The 22,247-nt window shown below is 56.8% G+C and carries 23 protein-coding genes; 8 read left to right on the forward strand and 15 right to left on the reverse strand.

Annotated elements, in window-relative coordinates; all coding sequences use genetic code 11:
• The 4 genes from flgJ to PROAA_RS08275 all read left to right on the forward strand — a co-directional run.
• Positions 1–721, forward strand: a 721-nt coding sequence (gene flgJ / locus PROAA_RS08260) for a flagellar assembly peptidoglycan hydrolase FlgJ (RefSeq protein WP_186410894.1), incomplete at its 5' end; no start/stop codon positions are given.
• 61 nt (positions 722–782) lie between these two features.
• Complete coding sequence (gene flgK, locus PROAA_RS08265) at positions 783–2,993, forward strand: flagellar hook-associated protein FlgK (RefSeq protein WP_186410895.1); 2,211 nt, start codon at positions 783–785, stop codon at positions 2,991–2,993.
• Between the two features lie 10 nt (positions 2,994–3,003).
• The gene (gene flgL, locus PROAA_RS08270; RefSeq protein WP_186410896.1) at positions 3,004–4,344 is read left to right on the forward strand and encodes a flagellar hook-associated protein FlgL; all 1,341 of its coding nucleotides are present in this window, start codon (positions 3,004–3,006) and stop codon (positions 4,342–4,344) included.
• Between the two features lie 20 nt (positions 4,345–4,364).
• Positions 4,365–4,877 carry a hypothetical protein gene (locus PROAA_RS08275; RefSeq protein WP_186410897.1) on the forward strand — a complete coding sequence of 171 codons (513 nt, stop codon included), beginning with the start codon at positions 4,365–4,367 and terminating at the stop codon, positions 4,875–4,877.
• 21 nt (positions 4,878–4,898) lie between these two features.
• Here PROAA_RS08275 and fliR read toward each other — a convergent pair whose 3' ends face one another.
• The 13 genes from fliR to fliF form a co-directional block, all read right to left on the reverse strand.
• Positions 4,899–5,678 (reverse strand): flagellar biosynthetic protein FliR, encoded by a 780-nt coding sequence (fliR, locus tag PROAA_RS08280; protein WP_186410898.1) that lies wholly within the window; start codon positions 5,676–5,678, stop codon positions 4,899–4,901.
• A 7-nt stretch (positions 5,679–5,685) separates the two neighbouring features.
• A complete protein-coding gene (gene fliQ, locus PROAA_RS08285; protein WP_186410899.1) occupies positions 5,686–5,955 on the reverse strand; it encodes a flagellar biosynthesis protein FliQ in 270 nt (89 codons plus the stop codon).
• Positions 5,952–6,716 carry a flagellar type III secretion system pore protein FliP gene (gene fliP / locus PROAA_RS08290; RefSeq protein WP_186410900.1) on the reverse strand — a complete coding sequence of 255 codons (765 nt, stop codon included), beginning with the start codon at positions 6,714–6,716 and terminating at the stop codon, positions 5,952–5,954. Before fliP ends, fliQ begins: the two co-directional genes overlap by 4 nt.
• Positions 6,713–7,015, reverse strand: coding sequence for a flagellar biosynthetic protein FliO (gene fliO, locus PROAA_RS08295; RefSeq protein WP_222102168.1), 303 nt, complete (start codon positions 7,013–7,015; stop codon positions 6,713–6,715). Before fliO ends, fliP begins: the two co-directional genes overlap by 4 nt.
• Before the next feature lie 230 nt (positions 7,016–7,245).
• Positions 7,246–7,671, reverse strand: coding sequence for a flagellar motor switch protein FliN (gene fliN / locus PROAA_RS08300; protein WP_186410902.1), 426 nt, complete (start codon positions 7,669–7,671; stop codon positions 7,246–7,248).
• The gene (fliM, locus tag PROAA_RS08305) at positions 7,664–8,668 is read right to left on the reverse strand and encodes a flagellar motor switch protein FliM (protein ID WP_186410903.1); all 1,005 of its coding nucleotides are present in this window, start codon (positions 8,666–8,668) and stop codon (positions 7,664–7,666) included. The genes fliN and fliM overlap by 8 nt, the downstream gene beginning before the upstream one ends.
• Before the next feature lie 6 nt (positions 8,669–8,674).
• A complete protein-coding gene (locus PROAA_RS08310; RefSeq protein WP_186410904.1) occupies positions 8,675–9,217 on the reverse strand; it encodes a flagellar basal body-associated FliL family protein in 543 nt (180 codons plus the stop codon).
• A 114-nt stretch (positions 9,218–9,331) separates the two neighbouring features.
• Positions 9,332–10,351 (reverse strand): flagellar hook-length control protein FliK, encoded by a 1,020-nt coding sequence (locus PROAA_RS08315; RefSeq protein WP_186410905.1) that lies wholly within the window; start codon positions 10,349–10,351, stop codon positions 9,332–9,334.
• A gap of 110 nt (positions 10,352–10,461) precedes the next feature.
• Positions 10,462–10,917, reverse strand: a complete 456-nt coding sequence (gene fliJ / locus PROAA_RS08320; protein ID WP_186410906.1) for a flagellar export protein FliJ — start codon at positions 10,915–10,917, stop codon at positions 10,462–10,464.
• Positions 10,914–12,371, reverse strand: a complete 1,458-nt coding sequence (gene fliI, locus PROAA_RS08325) for a flagellar protein export ATPase FliI (protein ID WP_245664211.1) — start codon at positions 12,369–12,371, stop codon at positions 10,914–10,916. Before fliI ends, fliJ begins: the two co-directional genes overlap by 4 nt.
• Complete coding sequence (locus tag PROAA_RS08330) at positions 12,358–13,050, reverse strand: flagellar assembly protein FliH (RefSeq protein WP_186410908.1); 693 nt, start codon at positions 13,048–13,050, stop codon at positions 12,358–12,360. The genes fliI and PROAA_RS08330 overlap by 14 nt, the downstream gene beginning before the upstream one ends.
• Before the next feature lie 13 nt (positions 13,051–13,063).
• Positions 13,064–14,062, reverse strand: a complete 999-nt coding sequence (gene fliG, locus PROAA_RS08335; protein WP_186410909.1) for a flagellar motor switch protein FliG — start codon at positions 14,060–14,062, stop codon at positions 13,064–13,066.
• Positions 14,052–15,767 carry a flagellar basal-body MS-ring/collar protein FliF gene (gene fliF / locus PROAA_RS08340; RefSeq protein ID WP_186410910.1) on the reverse strand — a complete coding sequence of 572 codons (1,716 nt, stop codon included), beginning with the start codon at positions 15,765–15,767 and terminating at the stop codon, positions 14,052–14,054. The genes fliG and fliF overlap by 11 nt, the downstream gene beginning before the upstream one ends.
• Before the next feature lie 104 nt (positions 15,768–15,871).
• On the opposite strand from fliF, the gene PROAA_RS08345 reads away from it, so the two are divergent.
• The 3 genes from PROAA_RS08345 (at position 15,872) to fliE (ending at position 18,965) form a co-directional block, all read left to right on the forward strand.
• On the forward strand, positions 15,872–17,074 hold the full coding sequence (locus tag PROAA_RS08345) for a sensor histidine kinase (RefSeq protein ID WP_186410911.1): 1,203 nt from the start codon (positions 15,872–15,874) through the stop codon (positions 17,072–17,074).
• 116 nt (positions 17,075–17,190) lie between these two features.
• The gene (locus tag PROAA_RS08350; protein WP_186410912.1) at positions 17,191–18,564 is read left to right on the forward strand and encodes a sigma-54-dependent transcriptional regulator; all 1,374 of its coding nucleotides are present in this window, start codon (positions 17,191–17,193) and stop codon (positions 18,562–18,564) included.
• Positions 18,565–18,641: 77 nt separating this feature from the next.
• A complete protein-coding gene (fliE, locus tag PROAA_RS08355; protein ID WP_186410913.1) occupies positions 18,642–18,965 on the forward strand; it encodes a flagellar hook-basal body complex protein FliE in 324 nt (107 codons plus the stop codon).
• Positions 18,966–19,023: 58 nt separating this feature from the next.
• Here fliE and PROAA_RS08360 read toward each other — a convergent pair whose 3' ends face one another.
• Positions 19,024–19,827, reverse strand: coding sequence for a flagellar brake protein (locus PROAA_RS08360; RefSeq protein WP_186410914.1), 804 nt, complete (start codon positions 19,825–19,827; stop codon positions 19,024–19,026).
• A gap of 211 nt (positions 19,828–20,038) precedes the next feature.
• Here PROAA_RS08360 and PROAA_RS08365 point away from each other — a divergent pair, with 211 nt between their 5' ends.
• On the forward strand, positions 20,039–21,340 hold the full coding sequence (locus PROAA_RS08365) for a FecR family protein (RefSeq protein ID WP_186410915.1): 1,302 nt from the start codon (positions 20,039–20,041) through the stop codon (positions 21,338–21,340).
• A 166-nt stretch (positions 21,341–21,506) separates the two neighbouring features.
• On the opposite strand, the gene PROAA_RS08370 is transcribed toward PROAA_RS08365, so the two are convergent.
• Positions 21,507–22,247 (reverse strand): sodium:solute symporter family transporter (locus PROAA_RS08370; RefSeq protein ID WP_425394003.1); only part of this gene is annotated, 741 nt, incomplete at its 5' end.

Here is a 22,247-nt window from a genome sequence, read left to right on the forward strand (position 1 = left end):
CCTGGATCAGCAAATGGCTCAGGATCTTTCTGCGCAGGGCAGGCTTGGTTTTGCCAAGCTGATCGAGCAGCAACTGGGGCGCAACATGCCCTCTGGTTCGTCGTTTGACCCCGCGTCTTCGCTGGCGGCGTTGCAGCAGAGTTTGATTCAGCAGCACGCGGCAAATTCTGCCGTTTTGCCTGCGGGTGGAGCCGAACGCGTACGCAGTGCCCCGGCAATGAGCAACGAGTCAGCGGTGGCGGACGCATCCGGGAGTAGCAGCGATTTCGTCAATCGCATCTGGCCACACGCCGTCGAAGCGTCCAGCGCCATTGGCGTACCCCCACAATTCCTCGTCGCGCATTCGGCCCTTGAGAGTGCCTGGGGCAAGAGCGAGATTCGAAATGTGAATGGTTCCCCGACCTACAACCTTTTTGGCGTCAAGGCTGGTCGAAACTGGCATGGGCCGTCGGTGGAAGTTAAAACCACTGAATATGTAAATGGTGTTGCTCAGACCGCTCGTGAGAAGTTTCGGGTTTACGGCTCGTATGCCGAGTCCTTCCGTGATTACACGAATCTTCTGCGCAACAATCCGCGCTTTTCAGAGGTGCTTGGTCAGAAGGATGGCGCTCAGTTTTCTCGATCACTGCAACAGTCAGGGTATGCCACTGATCCGATGTACGCAGACAAACTCAGCCGGATCATCAACGGCGCTACGCTGCGCCAGGCGCTGGCCGGATAGCAGGCAGACCTCAATATTTCGGCAAATTTGCCGTTAGCAGCATGGAAAAGGAGTTTTCTCCATGGGAATAGTCAGTACAGGTATTACGGGTCTCCAGGTCGCTCAACTCGGCCTGCTGACAACTGAGCACAATATTGCCAATGCCAGCACGCCAGGTTTCAACCGGCAGCGCACTATTCAGGTGAGTAATATTGCCACCTTGTCCGGGGCGGGTTTTATCGGCCAGGGCGCCCACGTGTCGACCATCGAACGCATGTACGACACATTCCTGTCGGGGCAAGTCAACCGCGCACAGACGACCAGCAGCGAACTGGATGCGTACTACACCCAGATCAAACAGATCGACAACATGTTGGCCGACCCGAATGCCGGTGTCTCGCCTGCCTTGCAGGAATTTTTCCAGGGAGTTCAGCAGGTCTCGGCCGATCCTTCACAGCTACCTGCGCGCCAGGCGATGATCTCCTCGGCGCAAGCGCTGGTCGCTCGTTATCAGGGGCTGGAGGACCGGATCAGCCAGATGTATGCCGGCGTGAACGGCCAGCTAACGACGGCGGTTGCTTCGATCAATTCCTATTCGGAGCAGATTGCCAAACTCAACGAAAGTATCAGAAACGCTGGGTCATCGATCAATCAGCCACCCAATGACTTGATGGATCAACGCGATCAACTGGTTCTTGAGCTCAACAAGCTCGTGAGAGTAACAACAACGACCAATTCGGATGGCAGTTACAACGTCTATATTGGCAACGGACAGCAATTGGTCACGGGCACGCAAGTGACGAAGCTGACGGCGCTGCCTTCGATTGCTGATCCGTCACGTCTGGCCGTGGGCCTGCAAACTGCCAGTGGCTCGCAGGAGTTGCCGGAGTCGCTGGTAACCGGTGGTACTCTCGGCGGGTTGCTGAGTTTCAGGAGCGGATCGCTCGATCGCATCGCCAACGATCTCGGGCGAAATGCCGTTTCGCTGGCACTGACATTCAATGCACAACACGCCCTCGGTCAGGATTTGCTCGGCCAGTCGATTGGCAATGCAGGTTTCGTGGCCAACTTCTTCACTGTCTCACAGCCTACAGTCATTGCCAACGGCAATAACAGTGTCGTAACGCCAGCCACCATCTCCGCTGCTCTGGTAACGCCGCCACCAATCGACGGAAGTTACACACTGGACTTGAACGGGGCCGGAACGCTCTATACGCTGACTCGGCAGTCAGACGGAACGGCTTGGAACGGGGCCTCCCTGGCGGCATTGCAAGCGGCTGTCCCGGCCAGCGAAGGGTTGGCGCTGACGGGCGCCACAGTCGCTGCCGGTGCATCGACGCAGGTGTTCGGTCCAGCCGCAATCGGCGCCAACTATTACACCAAGCTGACCGGCTCCGATTATCGATTGGACTACGATGGCACGAACTACACGATTACCCGCCTGTCCGACAATACCCAATGGTCAAATGCGTCTCTTGCGACCTTGTCGACGACGGTGGCGGGTAGTGACGGATTTTCTTTTTCGCTTGCTTCCGGAACGGTCGCCAGCGGCGATTCATTCATCATTCGACCAACGCGTGACGCGGCGAGAAATATTGCGGTCAATCCTACTTTAGCGGCCGATGCCCGTTTGATTGCCGCCGCGATGCCGATCAGAACTGCGGCAGCCAGTGCCAATACCGGGACGGGAAGCATTTCTGATGGCAAATCGTTGCCGGGTTTCGGAGCCCCGGCGTTTCCAGCAGGTGGCGTTTCACTGACCTATGACAGCGCAGGAAATACACTCACATTGGCAGGTGTTCCGGCGGGCGCAAACATTTCGGTCGCCGTTGGGGGTACCACGACCGTATATCCAGGGCCGACCATACCTTACACATCCACCGGGACGATATCGTTTGCCGGGGTCAGTTTTGAAATTTCCGGAAATCTGAACAATGGCGACGTGTTTTCCCTGGGTAACAATACGGCGGGGGTGTCCGATGGGCGCAACGCCTTGGCATTGGGACAGCTCCAGACACAGAACACCATGTCGGGGAAAACGGCAAGTTACCAGACAGCCTATGCGCAACTGGTCAGCGATGCCGGCAACAAATCACGCGAAATCGACGTAAAGGGTCAGGCGCAAAGTGCCTTGCTCAAACAAGCCAAGGATGCGCGGGACTCGCTGTCGGCTGTCAATCTCGATGAGGAGGCGGCGAACCTGATTCGCTATCAACAGGCATACCAGGCATCGGCCAAGATGTTGGACATCAGCAGCAAGTTGTTTGACGTCTTGCTAGCGATTCATTCCTAAGGGGATTTTCATGCGTATCAGCACGAATCAGATCTACGATGCCGGCGCGCTCGGCATCCAGCGCAATCAAAGCGCCCTTTACAAGCTTCAGAACCAGTTGTCGTCCGGACGCCGTGTGCTTACACCGGAGGATGACCCGGTCGCTGCCGCGCAGGCGCTGATCGTCACCCAGACCAAGGAAGTAAATGCCCAGCATTTGGAGAATCAGGGAAACGCCAGTGGCCAGTTGGGGCTGCTTGACAGCCAACTGAGCTCTCTGACCGACTTGCTGCAAAGTGTTAGAGAGCGCGTTATTCAGGCCGGCAACACCGGTACGCTCAATAATTCCGATCGGCAGACGATCGCAACCGAGCTTGAGTCACATCTGAGTGAGATGCTGGGCATCGCCAACAGCCGAACTGGATCCGGTGACTACCTGTTTTCAGGATACCAGGGGGCGACACTCCCCTTCGCTCTTGATGCTTCGCAGTCTGCCGTGCCCCCGGCAAGCACGTCACCCGTGGGTTATTTTGGCGACGACGGCGAACGATTGCTGCAGGTTTCTTCATCACGACAACTGGCGGTCAATGTGGCGGGCAGCGATGTGTTCATGAGTGCAAAAGGCGGAAATGGCACCTTTGCAACATCGACAGGCGGAAATACCATCGGCGGGATTAACCAGGGTACTGCTGTGATTGACCAGGGATCGGTGCTCGATCAGCAGAAATGGCAGGTGGCGGTGAATGGCTTTGCCTGGTCGACCCCAACCAATCCGGCACTGCAAATCAGGTTCACCGTGGCGGCAGGGGTAACGACTTACCAAGTGTACGACGTATCCACCCCACTGGCTCCGGTGGCGATCAGCGCGGCGGCCGCGTTCGCGCCGGGGCAAGCTATACCGCTTGCTTCAACGAATCCTCCGGCTGCGTCAGTCACCGATTTTGGCTCTCAGGTTGTCGTTCAGGGGCAACCGGCCGACGGTGATACGTTCGCAATCAAGCCGAGCAGCAGCCAAAGCCTGTTCCAGACCATGCAAAATCTGATTGGCATTCTGCGCACGCCCGTCGGATTGCCCGCCTACTCGACGACACAGCTTGGAAACGATCTGGGTACACAGCTATCCAATCTTGATCAGGGATTCAACAATGTGAGTCGCGTACATGCTGCGGTGGGCACCCGTTTGCGAGAACTCGATTCTCTGGGAAATGCATCCAGCGATCTGGATATCCAGTATCAGGGGTCCTTGTCCGAGCTTCAGGATCTGGACTACGCGAAAGCGATCTCCGAGTTCACCTTGCAGCAGACCTATCTGGAAGCCGCGCAAAAATCGTTTGCCCAGATCAGTGGTTTGAGCTTGTTCAACTACCTGTGACCGGTGATATGCGAGTCATTATGGCGGTCGTATTCACCTTGTCGCTTGCCGGTTGTGCAACAACCAGCTCGGTGGATCCGACTACGGGCGATCTTCGAACACAGCCTGCGGTCGTTATTCCTCCCGATAACGATATCAGTGCTGAGACCCTTGTTGGGGCGGGTGCCATCGCCGCGTTTGGTCTTCCTTCAACTGCATTCGGATTAACGGCGCCGGTTTACAGCTCGACAAATGCGGCTGTGCTTTACATTATCTATGATCCCTTGGCGCCCAACTGGACGATCAAGGAGCAGGCATTGAGTGAAGACACCTTTCACCTCGCCTTGCGCGCCAAGAGCTTCCGAACTGGAGGAGATGGCGAGGCCATCCAGATCGTGAAGCGACGAGCGCGGCAGCTTCAGCGTCTTAAAGGCTATGCGGACTATCGCATACTCGATTATTCGGAAGGAATCGAGTCAAGCACCCCGCTGACGCACCGGGTTTCCGAGGGCACGATTCAGCTCGTCAAAACGCTGATTCCGGAAGGGCGCTAGCTAGAGCATCTCAAGATGGCGCTATTTGATTACAAAGTAGCCCAGCATTGACTGCAATCCGAACTCGAACATTTGTTGAATTGGCATACTGAGGTACGACAGGCTGAGAAGGAGCGAGGAAAACCCCAACAGAATTGTCACAGGAAAACCAATAGCCAGAAGATTGAGTTGTGGTGCAACACGTACGAGTATCCCCAAGGCAATATTGGTGATCAGCATTGCCACTACAAGCGGGAGTGCCAACAAAACCCCGGACGAAAAGATTATTCCCCCTGCGCTGGCGATGTTCAACCAGGTGCTGCTTGCGGCTGCTCCAGCACCTATCGGAAGTACCGCAAAACTTTTCCCCAGCGTGGCAATGACCATGAGATGGCCGTTGATTGCCATGAATATGAGCAATGCAAGTACGCCAAGGAACTCCGATATAACCGGGGTCTGGGAGGCACTCTGCGGGTCGTATGCGGTCGCGAAGCCGAGCCCCATCTGGTTGCTGATCATCATGCCCGCCATGTCAACTGCGCTGAAGACAAGACGCATGGAGAACCCCATGGCGAAACCAATGACTATTTGTTGAGCGAGAATCAGGAGACCCATTCCGGAAGCAGGTTCGGCAACGGGAATTTGTTGCAAAGTAGGCGCGATGGCGATGGTGATGGCAAGGCCGAGCAATAGCTTGACTCGAACCGTCACGGCTGGATTGTTGAACGGTGGCGCTGCGACCAGCAACGCTAGGACGCGCGCCAGTGGGAAAAAGAAAGCGACGATCCAGGCGTTGAGTTCAGCAGTGGTCAGGCTGATCATAGGCAGTTCAGCCGATCATCTGTGGAATACTCTCGAACAGCCGTCGGATGTAGTCGACCATCATCTGTAACATCCAGGGCCCGGCCAGAATCAGCACCAGGAAGATCCCCACCAGCTTTGGAATGAACGACAGCGTTTGTTCATTAATCTGTGTTGCTGCTTGAAAGATACTGATGATCAGGCCGATAAACAGTGCCGACAGCAACAGTGGCCCCGCGAGAATCAACATCATCTCGATAGCCTGACGGCCAATATTCATGACCAGTTCAGGGGTCATGTGGCGAAGCTCATGACCAGTGAGCCCAGCAACAGATGCCAGCCATCGACCAGAACAAAAAGCATCAGCTTGAATGGCAACGCTATCATCACCGGCGACATCATCATCATTCCCATGGACATAAGCACGCTGGCGACCACCATATCGATGATCAGGAACGGAATGAAAATGATGAACCCGATCTGGAATCCGGTCTTCAATTCACTGGTGACAAAGGCCGGAATCAGGACGCGCATGGGGACATCATTGGCCGACTCAAGCTTCGGCAGGTTTGCCATTCGGGCAAAGAGAGCGATGTCAGCTTCCCGGGTTTGCTTAAGCATAAAGCCACGCAGGGGTACAGCGCCGAGTTCGACCGCTTGCACAAAGCTGATCCGGTCTTCCGAAAGCGGTTGGTAGGCGTCAACGTAAACCTTGTCCAGCACCGGTGACATGATAAAAAACGTCAAGAAGAGCGCGAGGCCAACCAGCACCTGATTCGGGGGTGACGTTTGAGTGCCCAGCGCGTGTCGAAGCAAAGATAGCACGATGATGATGCGGGTAAAACTGGTCATCATCAGCAGTGCGGCCGGGATGAACGTAAGCGCAGTGAGCGTGATCAGCGTCTGTATGGAGAGCGTGTAGGTCTGGCCGCCACCTGCGCTTGGCGTACTGGTCAGTGCAGGCAGTCCGCCGGTCTGAGCCCACGTCGCTAGTGGAGAGAGCAGCAGGAGAAGCAGGGCCAGCGGGGCAATCCAGCGAATGAGGCCCCTGGCTTTCATTTGTTGCGCTCGGTCATTTGCTTTAACCACTTGCCAAAAGGTTTTTCGTCGCTGTTGGCTGCCGGGATCTCGCCCTTGGGAAGTGTAAGCAGCGTTTTGATCTGCCCTGGGACAATGCCGATCACAATCCAGGTGTCTTCAACTTCAACGAGGACGATGCGCTCCCGGACACTGATCATCAAACCGCCTACGATTCGCATGGGGCCAGCGTTGCCAAAGCTTCTGCCTCCATTGAGCTTGCGCAGGAAGTAAGCGCCAAAGAACAGGATCCCGATTATTACTGTCAGGCCGATAAGCATTTGAATCAGGGCCGTACCGGACACGCCAGGCGTCTCGACTGCGGCGTTTTGCGCAAACGAGAGATCGGAAAGCAAAGCAAGCGCCATAAAGCAAGGGCCGCTTATGCGAAGGGGAAGAAATCCGGGATGTCGAATCAAGTCAGTCGGCCATGGATACACTCTGGCCGCTATCTTAATGCATGCCGGCTGCTGGTGAAACTCTGATGCGGGCTATAACTCCGCTGAAAGTTTCAACGCCCGATCTTCCGCATGCGCTCGGAAGGTGTGATGATGTCGGTGAGACGGATACCGAATTTGTCATTGACGACAACCACTTCACCTTGAGCAATGAGTGTTCCATTGACGAAAACGCTCATCGGTTCGCCGGCCATTGCGTCAAGTTCAACCACCGAGCCGTGAGCCAGTTGAAGAAGGTTCTTGATGGTGATTTTCGTTCGACCGAGTTCGACAGCCATCTGAACCGGGATGTCCAGAATCATGTCGAGTTCGTTCATCATCGATGCTTTGCCGTCTGTTTCCCCAAAGGCAGGAAATATTTGCGCTGTTTGTGCCTGCGCTACCGGAGCTGCCTCGGCAATGGCCTGTTCGGCCATTGCTGCGGCCCAATCGTCTTCGGCGGCGCTCCCGGCTTCGCTGTTTTCGGTATCGTCAGTCATGCTCTACTCCCAGAGCGACATCCTCGCTCTCTGGTGTTATGAATCGTTCGATCTTGAGGGCGTATTGACCGCCCTGCTGACCGTAGCGGCATTGCATCAGTGGAACATCATCGACATTGGCGATGATCACGTCCGGAATGCTGATCGGAATGATGTCGCCGGACTTCATTTTGAGGATCTGATTGAGTGTGACTGTCGTTGTAGCGAGTTGAGCAGCGATTTCGACCTCCGCATTTTTCAGCTGATTACGTAGCATGACGATCCAGCGTTGGTCGGTTGATAACTGGTCGCTTTGCATTGTGCTATAGAGCAGATCACGAATCGGTTCGATCATCGAGTAGGGGAAACAGATGTGCATATCGGCAACCGTGCCGCCAAACTCCAGCGAGAATGTCGTTGAGATAACGATTTCGGACGGGGTGGCGATATTGGCAAACTGCGAGTTCATCTCGGAGCGAATGTATTCGAAGGAGATATCGAATACGGGTTTCCATGAGCGTGCGTATTCTGTGAACACAACGCCCAGAAGCCCCTGAATGATGCGTTGTTCGGTTGGTGTGAAATCGCGGCCCTCGACACGCGTGTGGAAACGGCCGTCACCACCAAACATGTTATCGACGACGAGAAATACCAGGTTGGGATCAAGTACAAAGAGCGATGTGCCACGCAGCGGTTTGGCGGCGACCAGGTTCAGATTGGTCGGCACCACCAGATTGCGGATGAATTCACTGTATTTCTGAACGCGGATTGGACCGACCGATATGTCGGTCGAGCGATGCATGAAGTTGAACAAACCAATACGAAGATAGCGGGCGAACCGTTCGTTGATGAGTTCAAGCGTCGGCATGCGCCCGCGGACGATGCGCTCCTGAGTTCCCAGATTGTAGGATCGGGCACCAGCCTCATCGTCCTCGGAGGTTTCAGCCTGGTCCGTCTCACCGGTGACACCCTTGAGTAGAGCGTCAACCTCGTCCTGGGAGAGAAAGTCGGTGGCCATTGTGTGCTACTGGATTATGAAAGAGGTAAACAGCACTTCCCTGACCGGGCCTTCGCCCTTGTTGGCGTAGGGATCGAGAATGCCATTCATCAAATTGCGAACCTCGTTGGCCAGGGTTTCCTTGCCTTCTTTGGTCATCAGTTCAGCGGCTTTTTTCCCGGACAGAAGCAGCATCACATTGTTTCGTATTTTTGGCGCGTACATGTTGAGTTTTTCGCCGACATGCGCATCGTCGACCTCGACCGAAATCATCAGTTGCAGAAACTGGTCCCCATTCTCCGGAACAAGATTCACTGTAAACGCGTCAAGCGCGACATAGACCGGAATGACTTCCTTGCCCTTCTTGCCGGATTTTTCCATTTCGGCGGAAGTGGCTCCATCTTCGCCGTCATGTGCGCTACGTGCCTTGAGCAAGAGGAAGGCGGCGGCACCACCAATCACCAGAACCAGCACAACGACAATGGCGATGATGATCAGCAGCTTTTTGCTCTTCTTCTTTGGCGGCGCTGCTTCTGCGACCTCTGCTTCAGGCTTGGCTTCTTTGGCCATCCGCTATTCCTCCCTCCGATTTTCAGTGTTCCCAAGTTTCCGGCTGAATCGTGTTGCTCATCGCTATAGATTCTGCATTCTGCCATGCTGCAGGCAGAGCGCCGGGCATGGAGTTCAGGCGAAAATATCGATCAGTCCATTTCCCCGCGATACAGAAAACGCTCTTCCTTGCAGCGCGCCAGCCGAGTCTGCCACAAGTATAGCCCTATCGGCCATCCCCGCGGATGAGTTCCGGCCTCCCTCCCAGCCCCCGGCGTGCTGTCCGGATGACTGCGCGCTGACATTGGTCTGTCCCAACTCGATACCGGCAGTGGCGAACATTTCCCGCAGTTTTGGTAGCGCCGATTCGATGGCTTGCCGGGTATCTCCGTTTGCTGAAACGAAGGACACCACCGCGTTACCCTTGTCCAGGTTAACCGATACCTCTATCGGGCCCATTTGTGGGGGGTTCAGGCTGAGTTGGGCAGTGTGCTTGTTGTTCGTGGTTAGCCACATGATCTTCTGACTGAAGTCCCCAGCCCAGGCTTGATCACGGACTGGCGTTGGAATGGGCAGCGAGACTGTGCTTTGTGCCGGGAGATTTCCTGCGATACCAGGTGTGTTACCCGTCAAAGCCATGGCAGAATTCGGAAGAGCGTCGGCCGAAGTCTTGCCCGAAACGACTTGCTCCGCACGTGTCGAAGCAAGTGGGTCGACGGCAAATTTTGCCGGTTTGTTATCAACGGTTGGTGCTTGGGATACTTCGGACTCGGACCCGAGTGCCCCGGTTTTGCCTTCGGGCTTAGGATTCGCTCCAGCAGCCAAGGGTACTTGCAGTGCCGATATCGAGTCAGTGCTTGCCTTGTCGATCTTGCCGGCATCAGGAAGGGAAACAGACCCGTTCAGCCCAGCCTCCTGTGGGGCAACCACCAGCCCGGCAATGAGTGAGGCGTCGTCGGTCGCTGCGGGCTCGGTTGCGGGCAAGGGAGTACGCGCAACGGCGTTCGGGAGGGCCTCGGCAACGATCGGTGCCAATTGACCGAACAGTAAGCTAGCGAAGTCCAGTCCGGCCACGGAATTGTCGTCGCCAGCGACGCTGTCGGCAGCCGTGGCTTGCGTCTGGTTGGGCAGCGTTGAAACTATAGTAACTGACATGGACAATCCTTGAGGGCACGTGTTGCGTCAAGTAACGCAATATTTATGCCAGCCAGTAGTTTGTGGCCTCTTTGTAAGGGAATGCCGTGACCAAGCCGATTGAAGCTTTGCTATTCGGTTTGAGGTGAATCGTCATCGGTCTTGCCGCGTGCGGCAAATTCATCCTGGGTCTTCTGCTCCCGCTTTAGCTCCAGATTGGTTTCGTTGACGTAGTGGCGTTCGGAAAGCGTATCGAAAGCCTTGAGTTTCGTTCGTTGTTGCTGCCAATGCGTCTGGCCTTCTGCGGTGTTTTGTATCTGCAAGGCGACGGTCTGTAGCTGCGAATCGATGGCTTCGTCAAGACGGTTGAGAAATTCCTGGTAGTTGTGCCACTCGCGCTGAGCCAATCCGTTCTGTGCGGCCTGTTTGAAGCGCACCGCGTATTCCTCGCGATACTGCCGCAGCATGTCCAGTTTGCTTTTCGCGTTGCGCTCACTGGAAATCAATTGCGCGAGGCGATGTGTTGCATCATCGGCTCGAACTTGCATCAATTCGAGTACGATTTGCAGGGCGAAAGGTTTGGTCACTCCAGACCTCGGGGTTGAGTAGCGAACAAAGCGTAAAGCTGTTCTTCGCTGGTGGAGAACTCGGCTTTCTCGCTCAGGGACTGCTGCAGGAACCCTTCGAACGCCGGGTAGAGTTTGATCGCCTGATCAAGCAAAGGGTCGGAGCCTGCAGCATAGGCGCCAACACTGATCAGGTCGCGAGAGCGCTGGTAGCGCGAATAGAGCTGCTTGAAGTGGCGGATCTGGTCCAGGTGATCAGGTGGGATCAGATTGACCATGGCGCGTGAGATCGATTGTTCGATATCGATGGCCGGATAATGCCCGGCGTCGGCCAGCGTTCGCGAAAGAACCACGTGACCATCGAGAATGGCGCGTGCTGCATCGGCTATCGGATCCTGCGGATCGTCACCTTCGGTGAGCACCGTATAGAAGGCGGTGATCGAACCACCCGCATCGGCACCATTGCCCGCGCGCTCGACAAGTTGGGGAAGCCGGGCAAAAACCGACGGAGGATAGCCTCGGGTGACCGGCGGCTCGCCAATGGCCAGTGCAATTTCGCGTTGAGCCATGGCGTAGCGGGTGAGCGAATCCATGATCAGTAGGACATGCCGGCCCTGATCGCGAAAATATTCAGCAATCGATGTGGCGTAGGCGGCACCCTGCAGACGAAGCAGCGGACTGACATCTGCCGGAGCGGCGATGACGACGGACCGGCGCAGGCCTTCTTCGCCAAGAATCTGTTCGATGAACTCTTTCACTTCTCGACCGCGCTCGCCAATCAGGCCTACGACAATGATCTCGGCCGTCGTATACCGGGCCATCATCCCGAGCAGGACGCTCTTGCCGATTCCGGAACCGGAAAAAAGTCCCATGCGTTGTCCACGACCAACCGTCAGTAGCGCGTTGATCGCGCGAACGCCAACATCAAGGGGTTGTTCGATCGGCGCGCGCGACATCGGGTTGATAGGACGGCTCTGTAGCGGGCGCAAAGTGTCCGCCGTGAGTGGGCCGTATTTGTCTAGCGGTCGGCCGGCACCATCAATAATCCGGCCGAGCAGTTCATTGCCAACGGGAAGCAGTTTGGCGCGATCAATGGCTCGTCGCCGGGCGGGCGGGGGTTGTCCCATTCTTGGCGGAGCCGTTGGTGTTTCCAGCGCAACGACCTTGGCGCCGGGCGACAAGCCATACACGTCCTCGGTCGGCATAAGAAACAAGCGCTCACCGTTGAATCCGACTACCTCCGCCTCGATTGGCGACCCGCCGACAGGCAAAATGCGGCACGAACTGCCAAGCGGCAATTTGAGGCCTGAAGCTTCCATGACCAGTCCGTTAATTCGTGTCAGATGGCCGCTTGGCAGCAGTGGTGTGGCCAGGCTGGCTGCCTCGCGGCAGTTATCGAGAAAACCGCTCCAGCCTGCCAGATGCTCGTTAGCAAAGACGTCGTTCATGGGAGCACGCGTTTCATGGTTTGTCATCGAGCCAGTCCTGGTTGATTCCGATGGACTCGATCACGCGTCGCCAACGTGTTTCCAGGGTGGCATCAACTTCACTTGCGCCGAGTTCAACCCGGCATCCGCCAGCGCTCAACGTGGTGTCTTCGATAATGCGCCAGTTGTTATGTGCGAGCTGATCGCCAAGGTGGGTGCGAATCAGTTCGGCATCGTCAGGATGGACGACAAGCGCCGGGTGTCCGGAATGCGGATGGAGGATGGCGACCGCCTCCTTGACGACGGGAAGCAGTAGCTCCGGCTTGACGCGCAGGCTCTGGCGCAATACCTGACTGGCGACTTCCAGTGCGGTAGCCAGCAACTGGTCGGCGACGTGTTGATCAAGTCCCCTCAGCGATTGTTGCAGGCTTGTCATGAGGGCATTGATCTTTGCAGCACCGGCTCGCGCCTCAGCGAGGCCTTCCGCATGGCCGGATGCAAAACCCTGCTGGTGCGCCTCGATATGCATACGCTCAATTTCGGCCGCCGTCGGCAGGGCAACCGGTGTTTGTTCGGTCTGATCCGCAGTTTCGGTCGATCTGTTGTCGTTTCCCTGAGCCGATCTGGATTCCTCAGCGCGTTCGCCTTCCTGCCTTTCCTCGTCAAATGCGGCAACCTCCCAGCGCTGATAGGCGGTGAGCATCTCTTTGGGAACAAAGCCGGTCATCAGCGCAGCGTACTCAAATCATCGCTTCGCCACCCGCGCCGCCAAGCACGATCTGGCCTTCGTCTGCCAGACGGCGGACGATCTTGAGAATTTCCTTCTGTTCGCCCTCGACTTCGGAGAGGCGCACCGGACCGCGCGATTCGAGATCCTCGCGCAGCATTTCAGCAGCACGTTGAGACATGTTCTTGAATATCTTCTCGCGCAATGGCTCGGACGCGCCCTTCATCGCCAGAATCAGCGAGTCGGACTGAATTTCGCGCAGGAGCAACTGGATGCCGCGGTCGTCCAGGTCCAGCAGATTCTCGAAAACAAACATTTCATCGAGTATCTTTTGTGCGAGGTCGGGGTCGTATTCACGGATCGAATCCACAACCGTGGTTTCATTGGCAGTGCCCATGAAATTGAGTATTTCAGCGACCGCACGCACGCCTCCCATGGCCGACTTCTTGATGTTGGCAGAGCCGGAGAGAAGGCGAAGCATGACGTCATTGAGCTCCTTCAGTGCCTCCGGCTGAATGCCTTCAAGTGTGGCGATGCGCAAGATCACATCGTTGCGCAGACGTTCGGTGAAGTGGTTCAGTATGTCGCTTGCGTGGTCGTTCTCAAGATGAACGAGAATGGTGGCGATGATCTGCGGGTGCTCGTTGCGTATGAGATCGGCGACGGTGGGAGCATCCATCCACTTGAGGCCTTCGATGCCATTGGTATCGCCGCCCTGGAGTATCCGCGAAATCAGGTTGGACGCCTTGTCATCGCCCAGGGCCTTGGTCAGCACCGAGCGGACGTAGGCGTCGGTATCCACGTGGACTGCGGCAGAGTCGCGGGCCGTCTTGCGGAAATCGGCCAAGACATCTTCCACTTGCGTGCGAGGCACCGATTTGAGGGAAGCCATGGCGTGCCCCAGTTTCTGCACTTCTTTCGGACCGAGGTGCTTGAGTACTTCGGAGGCAAAGTCCTCACCAAGCGCAATCAGCAGGATTGCGCTTCTTTCTATGCCGTCTTCAGCTGGCATTGGAGCTTGTCCAGTCCTTGATGATGTTCGCTACGACCTTGGGATCCTGCTGGGCGAGGTCGCGTGCCTGCGCGAGTTTGCGTTCCAGAGTTTCTGCGGCGGAGGGCGTTTGGTCGTCGTCGTCGCCTGCCACGATATTGATCTGCTCGCCCAAGGGCTTGCTTGCCCGTCTGGGCGGGGTTTCAAGCATATTCTTGCCCAGCGGGATAACCACCTTGAACAGCAGGAAGGCGACAATGGCAGCGATGGCACCATATTTGAACACGTCTTTGACTAGCGAAATAATGTCCGGGTCTTTCCACAGCGGGATTCCAGAATCGTCCCGGTCGATGGCCGTGAATGGAGCATTGGCCACGGAGACGGTGTCGCCACGCTCCTTGTTGAACCCCATGGCCTCCTTGACCAGCTCGTTGATCTGTTTCATTTCGGGATCGGCAAGCGGCTTCGAAACGCCTTTGGCATCCTTACGGTGATTGATTACGACCGCAGCCGACAGGCGCTTGATCGTACCAACGGATTGTTTGGTGTGACGAATCGTCTTGTCGACCTCGTAGTTGATCGTTGAGTCCTTCCGGGTGCTGATCGGTTGGGCAACGCTGGCGATCGGCGCCTGAACTCCGGCGGCGTCAAGCTGACCCGGTAAGGGTTTGCCGGCAGGGGGAGTTGGTCCTGCGCCGGGTACGGCCGGTTGCGTCAGCGGGGCAGTTGCGGGAACAGGCGGCTGGTTGCTCAAGGCCCCCGGTATGCCTTGCGCCGACGGTGTGGCACTCGCCGATTCGCTGGTTTGCTGGCTACGAATGCTGACGTCTGGCGGAGTGGTGTTCGGGCGGTGGGTTTCGGCCGTTTGCTCGCTCTGAGAGAAATCGACATCCGCGGCGATCTGAACACGTGCATTTCCCTGTCCGACGATAGGCGAAAGGATGTCGTCGACGCGCTTGATGGCGTTCGCCTCGATTTCCCGAACGTACCTGATTTGAGTCGGATCGAGTCCAACTTCCATCAGTTTGCTCTTCAACTGAGAGAGCATCGCTCCGCTCTGGTCAATCAGCGTGACTGCAGAGAAAGCAAGATTTGGTACGCTGGCAGCGACCAGATTCTGAATGCCGGCGATCTGGGAGGGTTCCAGCATGCGCCCGGGGTACAGGTTGAGCAAGACTGACGCCGAGGGTTTCAGTTCTTCACGTACAAAAACGCTCGGCTTGGGTATCGCCAAGTGCACGCGGGCCGACTGGACGGCGCCAATCGATTGGATCGTGCGCGATAGCTCGCCTTCAAGGCCGCGCTGATAATTGACCTGTTCGGCAAACTGGCTGATGCCGAACTTCTGGTTTTCCATGAGTTCGAAACCGACACCGCCACTTTTCGGCAGGCCTTGCGAGGCAAGGCGCAGACGTACTTCATGCACTTTTCCGCCGGGGATCAGAACGGCACCGCCACTATCACTGAATTTGTACGGGACGTTCATCTGATCAAGGGCGGCGATGATTGCCCCGCCGTCACGTTCAGAGATGTTGGAGAAAAGGATTCGGTAATCCGCATGCTTGAGCCAGGTGCTGGTGGCAACGACCAAGGCGACGATGGCGGCGAGCGAAACCAGTAGCAGAATCTTTTGCTGGTTGCTCAGGCGCGTCAGTGCAAAACGCAGGCGATCAGTTAGATTGTCTGCGCCCGCTGAAGTATTGGTGTTGGTTCCGGTTGCCGCCATGCTTGCGATAATGAATTAACTCTGCGATTAATCAAGCAAAAAGCGAAAAGCATTGAGATTTCTTCTGCTATTGTAGCTGTTAACTGCACGGGATTTTCCATCGAATGAATGAAGTGGCGCAAATACCGGCTCCGGAACTGAAGGCCCAGGAATTACAGCGCGCGTTCGACGTTTTCAATCAGGTTTCGCTCGAGCTAACTCAGGCGTATGAGGGGTTGCAGGGCCGCGTTGAATCGTTGACCGCCGAGTTGGCGGTGGCCAACGGCGAACTCCGCCGACAATACCAGGAGAAAGAAGCACTTTCAGAGCGCCTTTCCCTGTTACTTAATGCCTTGCCCGCCGGCGTGGTCGTTCTTGACAGCGTCGCGCTTGTCAGTGAAGCCAATCCCGTTGCCCGGCAGATGCTGGGACACGCCATCGTTGGGAGCGATTGGCCGACGCTGGCAAGGACAACGCTGGTTGCGACCGACGCTCCGGACGAGTGGCTACTTGGAGCGCGGCGTGTTGCAATCGCTGAGAGTCCGCTTGACTCAGCCGGTGGACGCCTGTTGCTGATACATGACATCACGGCTGCCCATGAACTCAAGGCCAAGCTTGAGCGCAATCAAAGGCTGGCGGCGATGGGCGAGATGGCCGCATCGCTGGCGCACCAGTTGCGAACGCCGCTGGCGACCGCATTGCTCTATAGCGCCAATCTGGCACAACCTGACCTTGCTGATGCAGCACGAACACGCTTTGCCGGCAAGGCCACCGAGCAACTGAAACGCCTTGAGCGGCTGATTCAGGACGTTCTGCTCTTCGCACGGGGCGAGAGTATCGGACGTGATGTCATACCTGCCGCGTCTTTGATAGCCGATGCCGCACAGATGATGGAGCCATTGTGCTTGGCGAAAGCGGTCAGTTTCCGTGTCACATCCGAAGTTGGCAACTCTATAATCACGGGGAGTCGGAAAGCGCTGAGTGGCGCACTTCTGAACCTGCTGGAGAACGCCTTGCAGGCATGTGAGGGGCGTGATGAATGCGTCGCCGAGGTGAAGCTGGATGCGCGTACCAGTGGAAGGTACTTGAGAATCAGTGTGCGCGATACCGGCGGCGGCATCGCGCCTGAAGCGCATGAAAGGGTCTTCGAGCCCTTCTTTACCACGCGCGGTCAAGGAACGGGACTTGGTTTGGCGATTGCGCTTGGAGTTGCTCGTGCCCACGGCGGTAGCATCGAAGTCAATTCAGTGCCGGGTCAGGGATCAGAATTCGTCATGTTGTTACCAGTCGGGAAGGTAGACCAGCAGAATTTCGAAGACAGTAATTAGGTGCACGAGTACGCAGGCACGCAGAGCGCCATGAAGGATTGACTGCCTTGAGTGCCTGTAGCATCAACCGACGGAAGGGCCACAATGAATACCAACGCCAAGGTTGACTGGAGAGTATGAGCTCGGGATTGCCGATACTGATCGTCGAAGACGATCCGAATTTGCGCGAAGCGGTGTGCGATACGCTCGAGCTTGCCGGGCAGGCCGTCGTTTCCGCTCAAGGTGGCGAGGAGGCGCTCAAGTTGCTCGATGCGCAGGCGGTGGCGCTGGTCGTCAGCGATGTGCGCATGATGCCCATGGATGGCATAAGCTTGCTCAAGGAGATTCGCAGCCGTTTTCCGCATCTCCCCGTTGTGCTGATGACTGCCTTTGCCGATGTCGACCGGGCGGTTGAGGCCATGCGTTCCGGCGCGTGTGATTTCCTGCTCAAGCCTTTCGAGCCGAGGTCCTTGCTTGAGCATGTGGCGCGTTACCGACTGCCTGAAACAATGGATGATGACCGGGTGATTGCCACCGATCAGGTCACCCGCAACCTCTTTGCCTTGGCGATGCGCGTGGCGCAGACCGATACGACGGTGCTGCTGACCGGGGAAAGCGGAGTTGGCAAGGAAGTGGTTGCGAAATACATCCACAACCATTCCGCCCGGTGTTCGGGGCCGTTCGTCGCCATCAACTGTGCGGCCATTCCGGACAATCTGCTTGAAGCGACGCTTTTCGGCTACGAGAAAGGTGCGTTTACCGGCGCTCAACAGTCACAGGCCGGAAAGTTCGAGCAGGCACAAGGTGGAACGCTCTTGCTCGACGAGGTGACCGAGATGCCCCTGGGGCTGCAGGCCAAGCTGCTGCGGGTTCTCCAGGAGCGCGAAGTGGAGCGGGTGGGTGGCAAGAAGCCGGTTGCTCTCGACATTCGCATTATTGCTACATCCAACAGGGATATCGCCGACGCTGTAGCCAAAGGGGTTTTCCGGGAAGACGTCTATTACCGGCTCAACGTGTTCCCCTTGTTGATCCCCGCCTTGTGTCAGCGCCGCGAGGACATTGTTCCACTGGCGCGACGGTTCCTGGCCGAACACGGTGGTCGTTCCGGACGAACCGGGTTGCGCCTCGCGCCGTCTGCGGAGGAAGCCCTATACAGCCATTCATGGCCCGGAAACGTGCGGGAACTGGAAAACGTCATGCAGCGTGCCGTCATTCTTGCCGCGGGTGAAGTCGTCGGTGTTGACGAGTTGCACCTGTTGGCCTCGGCGTCCTTAACCCGGGCCGCTAGGCAGGGTGCTATGGTCGAAGCGGCGATTCCTGCGTCTCCTGCAGCACTGTCAGACGGGCAAAGAACGGATAATATGAGGGACTTGGAGCGTGAGCATATACTGGAGACACTGGCTGCGGTTGGTGGATCGCGAAAACTCACGGGCGAGCGACTCGGAATGTCGGAACGAACCTTGCGGTACAAGCTCAAACAGTACCGTGAGGCAGGTTTGTTCGACGAGTAAGCACCGATTCGGATGTGGCATGGGTGGTCTGGCGCATTTCTTGCGGATGCTCGTGTGTCAAGTGAATGGAGGTACAGATGGATACCCAGGGTATTGATCAGATGCTAAGCGTTCTGCGCGCGACGGCAGCACAGGCCGGTGGCCGCACAACCGAGGCGCAGAGCCCCCCGGCGGGCGGGGCGGACTTTGCACAAATACTTCAGAACTCGATAGCGCAGGTCAGTCAGACGCAGCAGCAGGCGGAAGGTATGGCGGCAAATTTTGCCGCTGGAGACGGCAACGCCAATCTGCACGATGTGATGATCTCCCTGCAGAAAGCCAATATTTCGTTTCAGGAAATGGTGCAGGTGCGCAACAAACTGGTGTCGGCCTATCATGACGTGATGAACATGCAGGTATAGCACCTGTTTCCGCTTCAGCTAACAACGGCACCTTAGAGGTGCCGTTTCTTCTCTGGCCTCAAAGCATGCCGTTCAGTTGTGCCTTGCGTTCACGCTCGACGCGCGTGATGTAACGCTGAAGCATGGTCAGTCGAAGCGCAGGCAAGTCTACGAATTCGCAACCCAGCCGAACCAGACGCGACCCATTTCGCGTCGTAACAGAAAACAGCGTGCGTACGCTCAGCGTAGCCACCAGCAAGCCCTCGTTTGGCAACATCACTTTGCAGTCGCGCAGGGTGTCCCCCTTCTGAAAGAATTGGGCCTGTTCCGGCGTTACCATCAGACCCACACCACCGCCACTGACATCCACCAGCGGCAATTCGACGTGATGTGCACTGTTGTCGTTGCGTCTGACCATAGCCTTGAGCTTGACCGGATTGGCGATAGGCGTCGACAGCCGGAAAAACTCGCGGCGTTGCAGGCGGAGCAGGGTTTCCGGCACCGAGCCGCGGAAAGCTGCGCGTCCTTCGCTTTGCGTTGGCGACAGTTTGTTCAGGCTGAACTGAACCTTCACTTTGTCGATTTTCGTCGTGAATATCAGCCTTTTAGCCAGCAACGCCCTTTGGTTCATTTCCTTATCGCCGCCAATGTCGAGGATGAACTCCCGATTGTCAGCAATCAGGGCGATCATCGAAGAGAGCAGGAAAGAACGACCCTCGTCGAAATGGACGGTGATCATTGCGCCTTTACTGATGAGGACGCGAAGAATGGCAAGAATTTCCGACTGCGAGTGCAACAAGAATCTGCTGTATTCGTCGGAGTAATCGAGTTCAAATTGCGGTGGCGAAGAATCTGAGTCTGGCTGAATTTCGGTCTCTGCCATTTTCCATCCTGATATTGGCTTGCGAGAATGAGTTTAAAGCAAATCCCGCTGCTGAGAAAAGAGAGGGCTGCCTCCCCAAGACTGTCGCAACTCACTTCGACTGGACCGTATGCATTAGGCTCTATTTGACGACCTCCTATGTACTTGAGCATTAAAGGGCATTTGGGACTAAACTTTGACTTGTCCTATTCATGACTTGAGTCCTTTCACAATGAATCCCTCTTCACCAAATCTCTATTGTCGGGTCGTCCTTGCCTGGGTGCTGGCTATTGCATTCCTCATTCCTGCACCGGCCATGGCGGCTGCTGAGAACTTGGAGAACGCTGATAGCGGCAAGCCCTTCGCCAGTGTCTGGCGTCTACGCGGGGATGTCTATGCCACGGGCAAACGCGGGTCATCGCGTAAATTGCAGGAAGGCAGCACGGTTTACGTTGGCGAAAAAGTGCGTGCCACGCCCAACAGCGAAGCGGTATTGAAGACCGGCGATGCCGGCATCGTCGCCGTGCGCCCGGGCGCCGAGTTCATTGCGGAGCGCTTCGCCGCCGAGGGGAAAGCTTCGGATCACCAGATCCTGCGCCTGATCACCGGCTCCCTGCGCGTCATCAGCGGTTGGATCAGCAAGCTGAACCGCGGCGAGCATCAGGTCGTTACGCCTTCCGCCACCATCGGCATTCGCGGCACCGACCATGAACCTTACGTGTTGCCAGCCGAAATGGCCAGCGCCACTTGGCAGCAGGGTACCTATGACAAAGTCAATCGTGGTGCCACTGAGCTCGACGCCAACGGTGGCAACGTGGTCATCGACAGCGGCAAGGTAGGTTTCGCCCGGGATCCGCATTCTGCAGGCGCGCGGACCAGGGGGCTGATGACCCTGTTGTTTCCCGTGGTTCTGGCCAAGGTTCCCGAGTTCTTTGTTCCGGGTGGATTCGACCAGGAAATCGACCGTTACTCGGAAGCCGCCGATGCGATCAGCCAGAAGCAGTTGGACGCACGCGTCGGCAAGGTGAAGCCCGCACCTGTTCAGAAGGTCGCGCCCGCGCCGGAAACGATTGCAGTTCCTGAAACGCGGATTAGCGAAGCGCAAGTGACTGACAAGGGCTGTTCGCCGCTCGCCATCGGCCGTGCGTGGCTCAACCGCTTTGACCGCGCCATTGAAGGTCGCGACATCAAGACAATTCTCGACCTGTTTGCACCGGAAATCGTAGTTAAGGCCATTGTGCGCAGTGGCGGGGGTACGTCCACCCTCGAATTCGGTCGTGTGGAGTTTGTTCAAAGCACGCTGGATGCCGTTACCGGACTCAAGGATTACCAGCAGCGCCGGGTTTCGCTTGAGGCTGCTTTGGTCGAGGGCGAATCCGTGACAAGCTGCAAGCGGGTGGTCGTCACTTCGATGGCTATCGAACAGGGTTTGATGAATGGTCGGCCCTATCATTTCGAGGCGCTCGAGGAATATCGGCTCGAACAGCGCAAAGGCGAGTGGGTGGCGGTGAAGGCGCAGACGACGCAGCGTTGACGTTGACTTCGGTGTTGTCGTGAACGAGGGCTCACTGTCCGCCCGTCTGCCACTGCGCAAACGGTCGGCGTGAGCTTCCGGGCATACGCGATACTTGGCCTGGAAAGAAAAACGGCCCGAGAGACTCGGGCCGTTTTGCCGTTACGAACTTTCTTGTTGAAGCGACTCAGTGACCGGATGCCCCTGCTGCACCGAACCCGGTTTCCGAGCGGACCTTTTGCGCCGGGTAGAGCGAGCGTTCAAGCTGCGCCTGCTTGCTGTTGTCCATCTTCGAAACCAGGTAGATGGTCAGAAATGCAGCACTCATCGAGAACAGGCCCGGCGAGGAATACGGGAACAGCGCGGAACCCTTCGGATTGCCCATCACCGCTTCCCACACCGAAGCGGAGACGATGGTCAGGATCACCGAACTGAGCAGGCCAACGACCCCTCCGGCGACCGCGCCCTTGGTCGTACAATCCTTCCACAGCACGGACATGAAGAGCACCGGAAAGTTGGCCGAACAGGCGATGGCGAAGGCCAGCATTACCATGTAAGCAACGTTCTGTTTCTCAAAGGCGATGCCGAGAAAAACGGCGACGATGCCCAGGCAGATGGTGGTGATCTTGGACACTCGCAATTCGTGTGCCGAGTCCGTTTGCCCTTTCTTGAACACCGTCGCGTAGAGGTCGTGCGACACGGCGGAGGCACCTGACAGCGTCAGACCCGACACTACCGCCAGGATGGTGGCGAATGCCACGGCGGAGATGAAGCCGAGAAAGACGTTGCCGCCGACGGCGTTGGCCAGATGGATGGCAGCCATGTTTCCGCCGCCTTTCAGACCCTTGGCGAGATCACCATCGACGTAGTACAGCTCGGGCGCCTGCGTGAGCATGACGACAGCACCGAAACCGATGATGAAGGTCAG

The organism is Candidatus Propionivibrio aalborgensis, from assembly GCF_900089945.1.
Lineage (GTDB): Bacteria > Pseudomonadota > Gammaproteobacteria > Burkholderiales > Rhodocyclaceae > Propionivibrio > Propionivibrio aalborgensis.